The sequence below is a fragment of the Niallia endozanthoxylica genome (assembly GCF_008710145.1).
In the GTDB taxonomy this organism is placed as follows: Bacteria; Bacillota; Bacilli; order Bacillales; family Cytobacillaceae; genus Bacillus_BD; species Bacillus_BD endozanthoxylica.
The window spans coordinates 22,245-37,585 of the sequence record NZ_VYKL01000026.1 but is presented as its reverse complement, the minus strand read 5'-3'; the positions used below and the strand labels follow the sequence as shown (position 1 = coordinate 37,585).

At 36.1% G+C, this 15,341-nt stretch carries 16 protein-coding genes; 11 read left to right on the top strand and 5 right to left on the bottom strand.

Annotation, left to right across the window (positions count from 1 at the left end):
* The first annotated feature begins 63 nt into the window (after positions 1-63).
* Positions 64-2,652, top strand: coding sequence for a YfhO family protein (locus F4V44_RS16535; protein ID WP_191090728.1), 2,589 nt, complete (start codon positions 64-66; stop codon positions 2,650-2,652).
* A 41-nt stretch (positions 2,653-2,693) separates the two neighbouring features.
* Here F4V44_RS16535 and F4V44_RS16530 read toward each other — a convergent pair whose 3' ends face one another.
* On the bottom strand, positions 2,694-3,263 hold the full coding sequence (locus tag F4V44_RS16530; protein ID WP_150441124.1) for a class I SAM-dependent methyltransferase: 570 nt from the start codon (positions 3,261-3,263) through the stop codon (positions 2,694-2,696).
* Positions 3,264-3,407: 144 nt separating this feature from the next.
* Positions 3,408-4,673, bottom strand: a complete 1,266-nt coding sequence (locus F4V44_RS16525) for a benzoate/H(+) symporter BenE family transporter (RefSeq protein WP_150441123.1) — start codon at positions 4,671-4,673, stop codon at positions 3,408-3,410.
* A gap of 148 nt (positions 4,674-4,821) precedes the next feature.
* On the opposite strand from F4V44_RS16525, the gene pdxR reads away from it, so the two are divergent.
* From pdxR to F4V44_RS16510, 3 genes are all read left to right on the top strand, one after another.
* Entirely contained in the window at positions 4,822-6,255 is a 1,434-nt protein-coding gene (gene pdxR / locus F4V44_RS16520) for a MocR-like pyridoxine biosynthesis transcription factor PdxR (protein WP_150441122.1), read from the top strand.
* Between the two features lie 183 nt (positions 6,256-6,438).
* The gene (locus tag F4V44_RS16515; RefSeq protein WP_150441121.1) at positions 6,439-7,008 is read left to right on the top strand and encodes a biotin transporter BioY; all 570 of its coding nucleotides are present in this window, start codon (positions 6,439-6,441) and stop codon (positions 7,006-7,008) included.
* A gap of 91 nt (positions 7,009-7,099) precedes the next feature.
* Positions 7,100-8,350, top strand: a complete 1,251-nt coding sequence (locus tag F4V44_RS16510; protein WP_150441120.1) for an erythromycin esterase family protein — start codon at positions 7,100-7,102, stop codon at positions 8,348-8,350.
* 76 nt (positions 8,351-8,426) lie between these two features.
* On the opposite strand, the gene F4V44_RS16505 is transcribed toward F4V44_RS16510, so the two are convergent.
* From F4V44_RS16505 to F4V44_RS16495, 3 genes are all read right to left on the bottom strand, one after another.
* A complete protein-coding gene (locus tag F4V44_RS16505; RefSeq protein WP_150441119.1) occupies positions 8,427-8,828 on the bottom strand; it encodes an IDEAL domain-containing protein in 402 nt (133 codons plus the stop codon).
* 51 nt (positions 8,829-8,879) lie between these two features.
* A complete protein-coding gene (locus tag F4V44_RS16500) occupies positions 8,880-9,668 on the bottom strand; it encodes a hypothetical protein (RefSeq protein ID WP_150441118.1) in 789 nt (262 codons plus the stop codon).
* Between the two features lie 76 nt (positions 9,669-9,744).
* Complete coding sequence (locus F4V44_RS16495; protein ID WP_150441117.1) at positions 9,745-10,032, bottom strand: DUF2325 domain-containing protein; 288 nt, start codon at positions 10,030-10,032, stop codon at positions 9,745-9,747.
* A 300-nt stretch (positions 10,033-10,332) separates the two neighbouring features.
* On the opposite strand from F4V44_RS16495, the gene F4V44_RS16490 reads away from it, so the two are divergent.
* The 7 genes from F4V44_RS16490 (at position 10,333) to F4V44_RS16460 (ending at position 15,339) form a co-directional block, all read left to right on the top strand.
* Entirely contained in the window at positions 10,333-10,599 is a 267-nt protein-coding gene (locus F4V44_RS16490; RefSeq protein WP_150441116.1) for a DUF1450 domain-containing protein, read from the top strand.
* Positions 10,600-10,873: 274 nt separating this feature from the next.
* Complete coding sequence (locus F4V44_RS16485) at positions 10,874-11,221, top strand: PadR family transcriptional regulator (protein WP_150441115.1); 348 nt, start codon at positions 10,874-10,876, stop codon at positions 11,219-11,221.
* On the top strand, positions 11,208-12,206 hold the full coding sequence (locus F4V44_RS16480) for an HAAS signaling domain-containing protein (RefSeq protein WP_150441114.1): 999 nt from the start codon (positions 11,208-11,210) through the stop codon (positions 12,204-12,206). The genes F4V44_RS16485 and F4V44_RS16480 overlap by 14 nt, the downstream gene beginning before the upstream one ends.
* A gap of 224 nt (positions 12,207-12,430) precedes the next feature.
* A complete protein-coding gene (locus F4V44_RS16475; RefSeq protein WP_150441113.1) occupies positions 12,431-13,519 on the top strand; it encodes a TDT family transporter in 1,089 nt (362 codons plus the stop codon).
* Between the two features lie 250 nt (positions 13,520-13,769).
* Entirely contained in the window at positions 13,770-14,201 is a 432-nt protein-coding gene (locus F4V44_RS16470; protein ID WP_150441112.1) for a hypothetical protein, read from the top strand.
* A gap of 182 nt (positions 14,202-14,383) precedes the next feature.
* Positions 14,384-14,860: a glutathione peroxidase gene (locus F4V44_RS16465; RefSeq protein ID WP_150441111.1), complete on the top strand. Its 477-nt coding sequence runs from the start codon at positions 14,384-14,386 to the stop codon at positions 14,858-14,860.
* 35 nt (positions 14,861-14,895) lie between these two features.
* A complete protein-coding gene (locus tag F4V44_RS16460; protein ID WP_150441110.1) occupies positions 14,896-15,339 on the top strand; it encodes a MarR family winged helix-turn-helix transcriptional regulator in 444 nt (147 codons plus the stop codon).
* Positions 15,340-15,341 lie beyond the last annotated feature (2 nt).

The following is a 15,341-nucleotide window of genomic DNA, read 5'->3' as shown; positions in this document are numbered from 1 at the left end:
CACTTAACACACGAATAAATATTTATGATAAACCGGCAAGTTTTTTTAGACTTGGAGGAAAATATGTTTACTTTTTTTACTAAATTTCGAATATATTTCGCTGCGTTTTTCATTCCATTTTTCTTATTGGGATTCGTTTTTATTCTGTTGAAGGTCTATCCTTTTGGCGCTCACTCACTATTAATGGCCGATCAATTTACACAATATCTGCCATTTTATCATCATCTTTATGATGTTGCGAAAGGTGACGGGAACCTTTTCTATTCATGGGAATCTGGAATGGGGCTTAATTTCTGGGGAACCTTTGCTTACTATCTTTCAAGTCCGATTTCAATCCTCATTTTTTTACTCCCTCAGACTCATTTACCAGAAGCCTTTATTCTCATGACCTTGACGAAAACTGGACTTGCCGGTTTAACGATGTGTAGTTATTTAATCAAAATAGAAGGACGACAGAATCTGAACGCACTCATGTTTTCATCAATGTATGCGTTAATGTCATTTACAATCGGATATTTCTTTAACATTATGTGGCTCGATAGTCTGTATGTATTACCGCTTGTCCTGCTCGGGATTGACCAACTATTTAAGAAGCGTTATTGGCTTTTTATTGTCAGCTTAAGCTTGCTATTTATATCCAACTTTTATATGGCCTATATTGTAGGTCTGTTTGCTTTTTTATACTTTATAGCAAAAATCTTGTTACAGGATACCATTACGATTCAATCTATTCTTGTTGATTGTATGAATTTCATACTCTGTACAGTCGTTGCTTTTGGGATTTCTGCCTTTATAATCATCCCTACCTATCTTCAATTAAATACAAATGAGTACCAGCCATTCGATTGGAACAGTCTCTTTTTGATTGATGTGCGTTTTTTTGAATTGCTAGCAAAACCCTTTAATAGCGGAGTGCACTTGTTAGACCGGCCAAATATATATAGCGGGCTGTTCACTTTATTGTTATTTCCTTTATTTTTTATAAGCAAGAAAATCAAGGTGAAGGAAAAGATGATTTACTTTATATTATTATTAGGCTTAATATTAAGCTTTCAGATACATGGCTTAAACATCATTTGGCATGCTTTTGAATCACCGACAGGTTATCTGCATCGATTTGGATTTGTCTTCTCTTTCCTTGTTATTTATCTTGCCTTTAGAGTGTTGATGATCTTTGATTCAGAAGAGTTGCCTTCTTTATATAAAGTCTCATTTAGCGCCATTTGTATCTTAATTCTGCTAACCGAATTTGAACCCGAGCAAATGTCCATAATGAAAGCGATTGTGAATGCCCTCTTCCTCATTCTTTTTTGCTTTTTACTCTACTTAAGGGAATCGAAATTAACATATCGGGCAATAGCAACATGGATGATTCTATTAGCCATACTAATGGATATTAGTTTAAATGCTTACCAACAGGTAAAAACACTAAATAGCTATCCGGGCTATAGTTATTCAAGAAATGAATACAATATTTCTACACCTGGGTTTCACGAGGCAATAAAAAAATTAGGCGAGAAAGATTCTACTTTTTACCGTCTAAATTCTTCCATTCGAATGACCGCAAATGATTCGCTACGCTACCAATATAAAGGGATGAATAATTTTAATACATTATCAAATGGAACCTTGCATGATTTTATGTATCACTTAGGCTACAGCACAACCCTTGGAGTCCGTTCACTAGCGCAAAATAACGGGATTTTAGCTTCTGACGCCCTATTAGGCTTTAAATATGCCCTTTCTGAGCAGAAAGTGAATAAGCATGGCTATACAAAAGAGCTTTGTGTGATGAATTCCTGTATATATAAAAATAAAGACGCTCTACCCATTGGTTTTATGATGGAAGCAGAACAATTTAAACTTCAGAGAAAAGAGGAAGCTGCTTTTGTTAATCAAAATCTCTTTTTAGGCGGAACGAAAGACTATTTTAAAAAATTAGCACCAGAAAAAACCATCTACCATAATCTCTCGGTTAAGAAAGAGGGACAAATGCTCTATGTGAAGAAGAATAATCCGAATGATGAAGGGTATATCGAGATGACCTTTCCTATCTCAGGAGAGCAGCAGCTCTATACATTGTTATCGGCAGGAAAAGGGTTTGCAGGTTTTGGGGAAACAAATATTTATGTGAACGGAAAATCAATTGGTATTTACCCAAACGCTCACTACGAAAGAGTTTTAGATTTAGGTGCTTTTTCAGATGAAATAAGCAAAGTTAAAATTGAATTTTTGGTACCTGAAACACAATTAACCCATCGGTTATTTTACGGATTAGATATTCCTTCCTTTCAAAAACGGATGAAAGAAATGAGAGAGCAAGCCTTTCAAGTAACAGACTATTCGGATACAACTATGAAAGGGACAATCACAGCAAAAACGGATAATATGCTCTTCTTTTCTATTCCATACGATCGAGGCTGGAACGCCAAAGTCAATGGAGAAAAAGTTCCGGTTGAAAAGCTTGGCGGTTTTCTTGGCCTAAAGCTGGAAAATGGAACACATGATGTTGAATTGAAATTTATACCAGAAGGCTTAGTGCTAGGAAGTATGATTTCAATTATTAGTTTGTTAAGTTTTCTAACCTGGTTGTTTATGACAAAAAGCAAGAATAACCGACAGAATAAAGCAGTTGCTCGTGAAACTGAATGAATGTAGGGAGGATCAATTCCTCCCTATTCTATTTGCTAACTCTACTTGCCACTAAATGATTTTCGGCAAAAAATGGTTTGTCTCCCCTCCCATTCATTTTCTTCATAAAAAAGAACATTCCAATTTCCAAACTCCTTAAGAAGTTCATTTGGTTTCAATTTGTATTGGTTAGACACCTTTTGTTCATTAGTCGGTGAAAGATAGAACGTTTCCATAAAAAAATATCCATTCTCCTTCAAAATCGTTTTGACCATAGGAAAAAGGGATCGATCCAAGTAATATGTGATAACCACCAAATCAAATGAATTCTTCAAATAATTAAGACTCCACCTGTCTGTTAAATCGGCCATTCTCGGATGAATGGCAAGCTGCTTTTTTTCAGACTGTAATTGAAGATAGCCTATGGCCTTATCAGAGATATCCACAGCTTCTACCTGATAGCCTATATTGGCTAGAAACATGCTGTTTCCTCCAAGACCGCAGGCCAGATCAAGAGCTTCTCCTCCATTTAGATAAGTGGACAATTCCTCTAATCTTTTGTTTGGCAGCGGTTCTTCATTCTTCAACAGTCGTTCTTTATATTTGCTATTCCATTTCTCTTTTGAATCCAATGGATCACTCTCCTGTCAATTCCACTTTTGTTCTTCATTGTACCATCAACACTTGACCATGAAAAAAAGAAACCTCCGAATGAATCAGAGATTTCTTTATATTCAAGTAACGATTAGGTACTAAATCTAACCGTCTTTCTCTTATTAAGCCGTTGTTTCCACTTTACCTTTTTTCAACGTTTTCATCTTTTCAGCTTCTGCGTTTTCTTTTGCTTTTGCCTTGAAATGATCCTTCTCTACCAAGAAAGAAACTAATAAGCTTCCAAGAATGGCCCATAACGGTGCCCCAATGTTAAAAAAGGTAATGCCTGACATTCCGATGATTAAGGCAAAAAAGGCCCCCATTTGAAATTTAGTATCTGAAAAAGCCGTTTTGAGTGAATTGATTAAAACGCCCAACATCGCAAGTCCAGCAATTACAGTAACAATAACACTTGGCATAGCAATAACAAAAGGAACAACTAGTGATGCAAATACGCCAAATGTTGAAAAGAAAAATCCATTGGCAAATGATGCTGCGTAGCGCCGTTCTTTTTCTCCAACTTCTTTTGAAGAACAAATAGCTGTCATAGGTCCAGCGATATTAATTGCATGACCGCCAAATAAAGCGCCTATAAGTCCCATAATGGAACCTTTCCATGCCATGGCATTATTAGGCGGTTTATATCCCTGCGCCATTAATACGCCTGTTGCTTGTGCATTTTCTGTACAAATAATGAGCAAGGCTAACGGAATACCGATTGAAACAATAGCATCAATGCTAAATGCAGGCATAACTAATTGCGGTAAAATCAGTGTATCTTGAACATTCTGAACTTTAAAAGCACCAGTCACAACGGCTAACACAACAGCAACAATTAACGCAGTTAAAACAGGCGGAACCTTTTTCAAAAACCGGGTTGAAAGCATAAATACGATAATGGCAGTACCAGCTAATAATGGTGATACAGTAACAGAGTGAATCATATCTGTTGCAAAACGAATCATTACACCAACAATCATACCCATAACAATTGGAAGTGGAATTAGTTTCATTACTTTATCAATTAATCCAGATGCACCAAGTATAATAACAAGGACATGGGCAACTAAATAGGCCCCTACTGCCTCACTAATTGTAAAGTGTGTTAAAGATCCTGCTACTAACACGGCTCCTGCAATGGAATGTGCAGCAGAAATCGGCTGACGGTATTTAACTGCTAAATACATACCAAGTAATCCGCTGAAAAAGTAAACGGCAAAGATCCAGCTAATGGTTTCGGCATAAGTCAATCCGCCATTTGTTGCTCCGCCGATAATAATTAACGCAGGTCCTGTGCACCCAAAGATTGCTGCTACTAGACCGGCACTTACTGTATTCACATTTAGATTTTGGCGTAAATCTCTTAGATTTGTACGAAATGTAGTCATTTCTATCTCCTTTCCAATATTGCTATTGTGATAATATGTATTTTCATCATAAATCAAATCATTCTCTTTGTACTCATCCAATTGGATGGTCGTGATATAATCCAATTAGATAACTATACAATTAGAATTGGCTGAGGTGGTAGATCAAATGGAATGGAAAGTAGATCGAGAGGCTGACAAACCTCTTTATCAGCAAATTTTCGAATATATTGAAGAAAAAATCTCTTACGGTGAGTATCCTCCTGGCAGTCTCCTACCCTCTGAACGGAAATTAGCGCAGCAATTAAATGTCAATCGGATGACCATTGCACATGTTTACGATGAACTTCAGGCATCAGGACTAGTTGAAAGAAAAAAAGGCAGCGGAACCCGTGTCAGCTCGCATAAATGGGGCATCCTGCCAAAAGGAGTGACAAATTGGCGAAAGTATATTGAAGGCGGCTCCTTTATTCCCTCCTATCCTTTAATTAGAAGGATTCGGGGTGAAGCAAAAGTAATGGAAGGAGGCTATAATTTAGCAAGCGGAAAATTATCTTCAGACTTGTTTCCAACGGATTATTTACAATCCATTCTTTCTGAATATACTTTTCCAACGGATTTAGGCTATGAGCATCCGCAAGGACTGTTATCGCTTCGAGAAACCATCGCTTCCTATGTAAAGACGTATCATAACATCCATACAACCAGTTCTTCTGTTCTTATTACATCCGGTGCTCAGCAGGCACTTCATCTCATTACACAATGTTTGCTAAACCCAGGAGATGCAGTTGCCATTGAGGCTCCTTCTTACTTTTATTCATTGCCGCTGTTTCAGTCAGCAGGACTCCGAATCTTTGGACTGCCTGTTGATTCAGAGGGAATGAATCCAGACGATATTATGACTTTGTACAAAAAACATAAAATCAGGATGATTTTCTTAAATCCAACCTACCATAGCCCCACTGGTGCGATTCTAAGCAGTACACGGCGTCTTCAAGTATTAGAAATAGCAGCTGAACTGGGTATACCGATTGTTGAAGATGATCCTGTCAGCCTGCTTTCTTTTGACAATGAGCAACACAGCCCAATTAAGTCCTTTGACCGGAACGGAAATGTTCTGTATGTAGGATCTCTCTCCAAAGTCATTGGCTCAAGCTTACGAATTGGCTGGCTGATTGGTCCGCAATCAGTCATAAACCGACTGGCAGATGCACGCGAGCAAATAGATTTTGGCTTAAGTGTATTCCCCCAGATCATTGCCAATCTTTTGTTACAATCATCTGAATATCCAAAACATCTTGAGTTTCTTCGCCAAGAGCTATTAGAAAGAAGAAATGAAATGCTATCTGCTTTACAAGACTTGTTGGGTGATAAGATCGAATTTACCATTCCAAAGGGCGGTTTCTTTATATGGTGTAAACTAAACAAAAGTGTGGATGATCAGAAACTAGTTGAAGCGGGAATCAAACATAAAATTCTCTTTATGCCTGGAAGTGTATACGGCTCACCGAACGGATATGTTCGCTTGACCTTTGCCCATCTAAAAAAGGAATCAATTAGAGACGCTGTTTCGCAGTTTGCTGAGGTACTAAATCAAGTATAATCCAAAAAAAGATAGGCTGAGAGGGCAACAGATAAAACTGGATGCTCTCTCTTTGCTCTCAAAAAAAATCAAAGTTCTTTTTATATCATTTTAATTAATATCTATTGACAAATATTTCTGCCAAATTTATAGTTTAAATGTAAACTATTTTATTTTTTAGTTAACATAAAGGAGAGTTGCTTGATGACAAAAGATCAAATAAAATTAAGATCAATGATTTCGATTGCCCTATTTGCAGCAATAATAGGGATTCTTGCTCAAATCACTATCCCCCTGCCGCTTGTTCCTATTACAGGGCAAACGTTAGCCATTGGATTAGCCGCAACGATTCTAGGCTCACGAAATGGTACACTTGCTGTCCTACTCTATTTAATTATTGGCTCTGCCGGCGTTCCTGTTTTTGCTGAGTTTTCAGCAGGAATATCCAAACTTGTAGGTCCAACTGGAGGATTTTTAGTTGGTTTTATCCCAGCTGCCTTTATGACTGGCTTCTACATGGAAAAGCGTGGATATACTTTTACAAATGCTTTAATCGCTAATATCATCGGTATGTTCATTACACTTGCTTTTGGAACAGCATGGTTGAAACTATCCGCTGACCTATCTTGGACAGCTGCTTTCGCAAGTGGTTTTACACCTTTTATTATTGTAGGAATTATAAAAGCCGCCCTTGCTTCTTGGGTTGGTCTCGTTGTTAGAAAACGATTAATTTCCTCAAAGCTTTTACTATCACATACAAATGCGAATGCGTAACATACCCACTAAAGCAAAAGGAACCATCCAATTTATGGACGGTTTCTTTTGCTTTATTTTTTGCACATACTACAGTATAGAGGTGAAAAAAATGCTTAAAACAGTCCAGATAGTAGATGAGATTAAAAAATATGCTGTTTCTTTTTCATCGGAATCAGAGTTAACTCCCTTAGTCACAGAAGCAAGTCGAGTAAAATACGTACTGCTTGGCGAAGCTAGTCATGGTACAAGTGAATTTTACACGATTCGTGCAGACATAACAAAGCAGCTTATAAAAGAGCATGATTTCTCATTTGTAGCTGTTGAAGGAGACTGGCCAGCCTGTTACGAAGTAAACCGCTACATAAAAGGCATGGCACCAGAGTATACTTCTGCAGAGGATGTCTTAAAGAAATCGTTCAACCGCTGGCCTGGATGGATGTGGGCTAACGAAGAAATCGTTAAACTGGTTGATTGGCTCTACTCTTATAACCAAACCCAAACAGGAAAAAAAATCGGCTTTTACGGTCTTGATGTATACAGCTTATGGGAATCAATGGAGGCTATTGTAGACTTCCTACAAAAAAGAAACTCTCCTGCTCTGGAAAAAGCTCTCCAAGCAATTGAATGCTTTGACCCGTTTGAACGAAAACCCGAAAAGTATGGAATTTCTGCCGCTTTTTACGGTGAAGACTGCATCGACGAGGTGTTAGAGCTATTACATTCGATTTGGAGAAATAAGGAGATGGATTCAACTGATTCTGAATCAGAGCTTAATATGAAAATTAATGCTCTCGTAACAAGTAATGCCGAGCATTATTACCATACAATGATTACCGATGATAATGAATCTTGGAATATTCGTGACCGCCATATGGCAGAGGCACTTGATTATATCGGACAATACTATGGAACAAATGCGAAAGGGATTGTTTGGGAACATAACACACATATTGGAGATGCAAGGGCCACAGATATGGCCAGTGAGGGATTGGTCAATGTAGGACATTTAACACGTGAAAAATACGGGTGTGAAAACATTTATGCCATTGGTTTTGGAACCTATCAGGGAACTGTAATTGCTGCGACAAAATGGGGAGTCCCGCATGAAATCATGCCTGTTCCACAAGGGACTGACGGCAGCTGGGAAGAAGTCCTGCACAAGGCAAATGCTGCCAATCAATATCTGATGTTTACTGAAGAAAATAGAAAAGTATTTCGTGATGTAATTGGACATCGCGCCATCGGAGTCGTCTATCATCCGCAATATGAGCACCATGGTAATTATGTTCCATCACGGCTTTCTGAACGGTATGATGCTTTTATTCATGTAGAAAAATCAAAAGCCTTATCTCCATTGTAAAAGGTAAATTTCTTTAGGAAAGGTAGCCTCGCACCCATCCGAGGTACCTTTTCATGACATCCTCCTATATACAAAGTCATAACGCGACCTTTTGTACATAATTCTCAATTTTTAACATTAATGCACGTGTTTCAATATATTTCTGTGTAAAATGGCAAAACAATTCTTCATCCCCTGTATCCAAAGCTTCATCAATCTTAAATTGTATGTAATTTAACGATAATTCAACATCTGCGATTGACTCAATAACCCCTTTCGCGTAATAATATTCCAATTCTTCTAATGACAAATAGAAATCATATAAATTATTTAAACTGATTAAAAAATACCAACCCTTATCAACGATATATCTACGATCATTGATGATTTCTATAACATCGCCTTCATGAATGGGCACTTCATGTGCATGAGCTTGATTTGGACAAAAACATTCTTTTCTATGCTTAAACGTTTCTTTTACAATAAAATGTCGATACATCCTCGTCTCTCCTTATCATTCTTTCTGGTTATACACTATTCGTTAATATAATTAATGAAAATCATTTATAGACGGAATCTTCGTTTCGCTGGTCAAAGTTGATACATCTATACATTTGTTCGTAAACGGACAGCTAATATATTCAGTTTGCGGTTTAGTATGAGTACTACTCTTAGGATGTTGGAAGAAATTTTTCATATATTGAAGATACTCGGTTCCCTCTTTTACATGTCTCATTGTTGGTGAAAAGGTATGGCAGTCACCATCCAATAATGTGATAATTTCAATTTTTTCTGGGAGCTTTCCTAATGTCAAATAGGAAAACACAGCGAGAAGCAGCTTATATAAATGAATCAACTCTTCCTCAGCTTCTAATAAAAACTTTTTGATCGTAAAAGATTGAGCTGACCATTCGCCTACTTCAATCGTTAATGAAAGACTTTTCTCAAGTTCTTCGTTTAAACATTCAAATTTTCCAAACAAAAATAATGATGGATTTACCGAAGATTTTTGTGATAGAAATTGCAGTAAATGATCAGTCGTTTTTGCTAATACAAGATAGAAGTCGACTTTTGATTCAAACAAAAGTGGATTAACGCGTTTCCAATACTGATCAATCAATTCTAGGATACTTACTTGGTTTTGCGCATGCATTGGCAGTTGCTGATAATCCCCAATTACATGATTAATAACTGATTGTACTGCTTGTTTCCAGGTAACTTGACGTGAATCGAATGATAAAAGATGCTGATAATAAAATGGATAAGGGCACTTAATAAAGGACTTTAAATAATCATACGCTATTGTTTTGACTGTTATATTAGGGAACTCAAGCGACATTCTATTCCTCCTTCTCAAATTCTCGTTGTAAACCACTTTGATATCGATAATTATTCTCAATAAAACAGAAATTTTTTTAACCTACATTCCTTGCCTTGAACGCTTGTTGGATTGAAGACCATGATCGCTTTGCATAGAAAATAGGGATTGATTTCGTTTTAGCCCGTTTCTTTATCACGGTTGATAAATTATGATTCACAAAGTCTGTTAAAACAAGGATACAGTTAATATGTTCAGGAATCTTTTTGCTAACCATTTTTACTTTTCTTCCATTTGTATGTAAGATTTCGTCAAAACCATAGGAAGATAATTTATCCGGGATTACACCTAAATCATCTCCTCCAATAATCAACAGCGAATTCACAACTATCTCCTCCATTTATCTATTTATCTATTTACATTTTTATTAGATTAGTAAAATTAGCAGTGTCTATTTTCAATTGAAAATGATTATCATTTACTTATTTACTATTCTAAATGATATTGATTATCATTGTCAACAACTTCTAAAAAATTCACACAAATAATGGAAGTGAGAGAACGGTCCCTCTTTTCCTTTTAAAAATATTGTGAAATGAAGCTAAATGGCTTACAATTACAAGAAAATAAGTAATAATCATACGATTGAAAACTGTGACAACTAATAGATTTGGAGTGTAATAAAATGGAAAACCCTAAAATTGAATTTTGTATGCTGAATTTAGAAAGAAAAGATGGGTCCAAAAAAGCCCGTCAAATCATAGAGAAAGAGCTTAATATTGAAACAACCGCATATGGCTGTATGACGAATTGTCATCAGTGCGCTAAAATTTTATATGCAGTCGTAAATGGTGAGTATGTATATGCGGATACTTCTGATCAATTAGTGGAAAAAATATATCAACAGTTAAAAGCAGAACCAGAATTAACCGGTTCTGGAAATACAAATTAATAGTAGAAAATTTATCATAACAATGCCCCTTCCCTATTTACTTGAGGAAGAGCATTGTTTTTTTGTTGTTAGCCACCTCTACTTCACTCGATGTCACAGAACGATTGCCATACCTTCACCATCAGCAAACCCTCATCTTATCATAGTCGTTTTGCATAGGTAAAAAATAATGATATTGCTTATTTTCAATTGTTACTGGAACCACAATAGTGTATGATACATAGTATAAACCATATAGTGTATGTCATATAGTATTAATAAATGAGGTGGGTGAATGAGTATATTATTAAATTCCTTATTAACAGAGCTTAGAAGAGGAACGTTGACATTAGCCGTGCTTAGCCAATTACGAACACCACAGTATGGCTATTCACTTGTTCAGCTTTTAGAACAATCTGGAATTTCTATTGACCAAAGTACCTTATATCCGTTACTGCGCCGTTTAGAAAAACAGGAGCTGGTGACGAGCAGCTGGGATACGTCTGAAAGCAGACCGCGAAAGTATTATGTTTTAAGTGAGTATGGCATGGAGATTTTTTTACAGCTGAAAAAGGAATGGATTAGGAGCTCTAAGGAAATGTACGGATTATTAAAAGGGGAGGAAGACGATGAATCTAATTGAGATTTATATTCAAGAGGTCACTCGAAGGCTGCCGGAGAAACATCGTGAGGATATTGGACTTGAACTTAGATCAACCATTGAGGATATGCTCCCAGATGATTATACAGAGGAAGATGTGAAATCGGCGCTAGAAAAACTAGGGAGTCCCGCCATGTTAGCCAGCCGATATCGCGATCAACCCATGCATCTTATTGGTCCGAGATATTTTGATGTATACATCTCCTTGTTAAAGATGATTTTACCAATCGCTGGTACAGTTGCTTTCATTTCGATGATCGCCACTTATTTTGTCGATTATACTGGCGAAGAAGCTGTGATGAATATTCTTATTAATATCTTTGCTAAAGGTATATGGATGCTCATTGAAGTAGGTATTCAGGTTTTTTTCTGGTTAACAGTAACCTTTGCCATAATTGAACGTGTGGATAAAGATAAAGACAATCAACCGTTAACAATAAATTTGAAATCCTGGACTCCTAATGATTTGAAAGACATCCCTTATATTCCAAAGAAAAAGGGGATTACGAAATGTGAAGTATTTGGAAGTCTTCTATGGACCGCAATTTGGGCAAGTATATATTTTTATGCTGATCATTTAGTCGGTGTCTATGAAGGAGGTGGAGGCCGGCTAGATTTCATTGTTCCCGCCATAAATCAAGAGGTATTACTTTCATACTGGCCAGCTGTTTTAGTCGTCATCGTTATTGAAATCGCGTTATCTCTCTATAAGTTATTAAAAGGTCAGTGGACTCAAAAAATAGCTGTGCTGAACACAGTCCACGAGATCCTAGCTACCGGTTTATTTATTTTCATTATGAGTGATTCAGACCTATTAAGACAGGAGTTTGTTACCTACATGGCGGATTTATTTTCAATGCTTCCAGACCAATTTTCAGCATGGTTAGTTGGCGGTGTCATTCTTATCTTTGTCGTGTTTTCAATTATCACAATCGTTGATGGGTTTCGGAAGGCTCGAATTCGATAATCATTAAAAAAAGTGAACCGTCCAGGATGAGCGGTTCGCTTTTTTGATTTAGCTAACACTAATTTGTAGCTTAATAGATTGGGAATACACTGAACAAGGTGAAAGTGAAAAAGTAATTTATTCTCAAAAATAGTGTAAATGGTATATAATACTATTAAAAATATCGACATAGTGGAAATTATCTTTACAAATGAAATTAACTATTAACAACTGGGGATAATAAAATGACTTTTTTACTTTTATTTATTACTATTCTACTGCTTGCCATTATTGTTAACTTGAAGGTGGATCGTCTGAATATTTCGACCGTAGCCGGGGCCCCCATTATGGCAATGGGAATTATGTTGAAGGGTATATTTACAGGTGTCGGTACGCCAGTGATACATGAAATTTTATTTTACTTTATCATAAGCATTTCCTATTGGGTTATTATCCACTACACATTCGATTTACTGCAGGGGGAATTTTTTTCTTCACATATAAAAGATCCTCTGTCTAGTTTTTCAATAGGAACTTGGATTGCCGCAACATCCATTATGACCGTTTTATTATCGGACAAAGAATTCCTTGTTACATCACATATTCTTTTATATATGAATCTATTCATGTGGCTTTTATATGTTGTTTTAATTGTTAGAAATTATCTATTTATTTTTCAAAATATTACCTCATTTATGGAGAACATTCATGGAGGGTTACTATTGCCATGTGTAGCTACCCAGTCCATTGTCATTTCTGGTTATCATGCCTATGGTGTTTCCTTCCCGCAATTATACGCGAACATTCTGCTTGTATTAGGTATCATTTTTTACCTATTAAATCTGTGTCTAATTGTATTTCGTTATTACAGAAATCTATCTAGTGATTTAACAGATAGCTGGAAAAATACAAATTGCATTATCCATGGGGCCATGTCGATTACGGGTGTATCCATTATTACATCTCACGTTGAAGCATCTACCTTCATTGCGATGATTTGGCTTACGTCCTTTACCCTTTTCCTTATCGTTGAAATAATTGAAATCATTCGTGCCATTCAACGCATTAAAAAGTTAGGCTGGAAAGAAGGATTGTTTATCTATTTCCCCACTCAATGGGCAAGAATTTTTACCTTTGGCATGTTTCTCTTCTTTACAAAAAAACTGCCAATGAACGATTATTCATTCATAGAATTTTTACAAAATCCCGTTTTGGTTCTATTACCAATCATGATTGTCATCCTCATACTCATTGAAATTTATTTACTTAGTACGCACTATCTCAAGAACTTTAAAACAAAACATATCCAACAATTACCTTCCCATGAAATATAAGGCATATTAATGATTCTCTTGATACCAAAAACACTGGACTTAACCAGTGTTTTTTATTTCCAATAAGCACTTAAGGAAAGACCTGACGCCTTGTAACCATTAGGAGTTTTCACCATACTATATCATTGTTTCATCACTTGCTGATTCAAAGATATGAATGAACTTGAATGATGTTCTATTCCAGTTCTTTATCATGTGATCAGTTCCTTTTTAGTTAAAATAAAGAAGTCCATCAGAAGGAGGAACTCTTTTGTATTATTATATGAATCCCTATTATGTTAGTCCATATTATTTACCACCTAGAACTGCGACTATGCCCTATCATAACTTCCCTTCATCTATTCAAGTACCTATACAGCCATCTTATCCGTTCCAACCCCAAAGACGACAGTACCCAGACGTGGATACTCAACAGTTGGAAGAATCTGCGCACAAATTTCAACAACTTATTCAACAAGCTGACTTACTTGTTAATAAACTCGCAGAATCTAAGGAATTTTCTCATGAACTAATGAGCGCTGCCCAAAAATCAGACGAAAAAAAAGTCAATGAGTTAATTAAATCAACGGGTATCACCATTAAGGTAAAAACAAGCTTTACCCCAACTGGTATTCAAATTATCTTAGAAAACTCCAAGATGGGGGGCGATTGCTGCGACCTGTTAATTGCGTTACGCTGGTAATCATTGTGCGAACAGTACTCCTCCTGTTCGCAGATTTTTATCAAATCGGACAAGCCCTCACTCTTTTCCCTTTTAATTAATAAAATTTGCTAAATAAAATTAAATCGTGTAAGATTTAATCGTAAACGATTTAATTTTATTTTAATCAATTTAAATACAACCTAATTACAGGAGGAATCATAGTGAATACAATCTACGATTTTACAGTAAAATTGCCAAATGGTAAGGAAAAGTCATTAGGTGAATATGAAGGTAAACCGCTTCTTATTGTAAATACAGCCAGTAAATGTGGATTAACCCCTCAATTTAAAGGATTGCAAAATATGTATGACAAATATAAGGAGCAAGGATTAGAGATTTTAGGTTTTCCCTGTGATCAATTTAATAACCAAGAATTCGATAATATTGAAGAAACCACTCAATTTTGCCAAATGAATTATGGTGTAACTTTTCCGATGTTTGCCAAAATTGATGTAAATGGTGAAAATGAAGACCCCCTATTCACTTATCTAAAAGAACAAAAAAAAGGTGTGCTATCGAAAAAAATTAAATGGAATTTCACAAAGTTCCTTATTGATTCAAAGGGTCAAGTAGTCGAAAGATATGCTCCAACAACAGAGCCCGAAAAAATTGAAGAGGATTTAATCAAATTATTTTAAAAGGCAACACAATTAAATAAAATTTGGTGATACGTTTGGAAGATTTCTTATCATTAGACAAACAATTATGTTTCGCGGTTTACGAAACATCCAGTGAATTTAATAAACTTTATACAAGTGTTCTGCAGCCATTCGGTCTGACCTACCCTCAATATCTCGTTCTCTTAGCTTTATGGGAAAAAGATGAAGTGACAGTAAAGGAATTAGGTGAAAAATTAAACTTAGGGACAGGTACATTAACACCTATGATTGCTCGAATGTCCGACAATGATTGGCTTAGAAAAGAACGCTCCAAAACCGATGAAAGAAAAGTGCATATTTATCTACAACCAAAGGCCATTCAAGAACAGCAGGCAATCACACAAAAGATAAAAGAAGAAATTCTATCCTGTCATATTAATCTTCAAGAATATGAACAACTCTTACAGCAATTAAAGATATTGCAAAATAAATTAAAAAAACGAAAAGGGAAGGTTTAAGT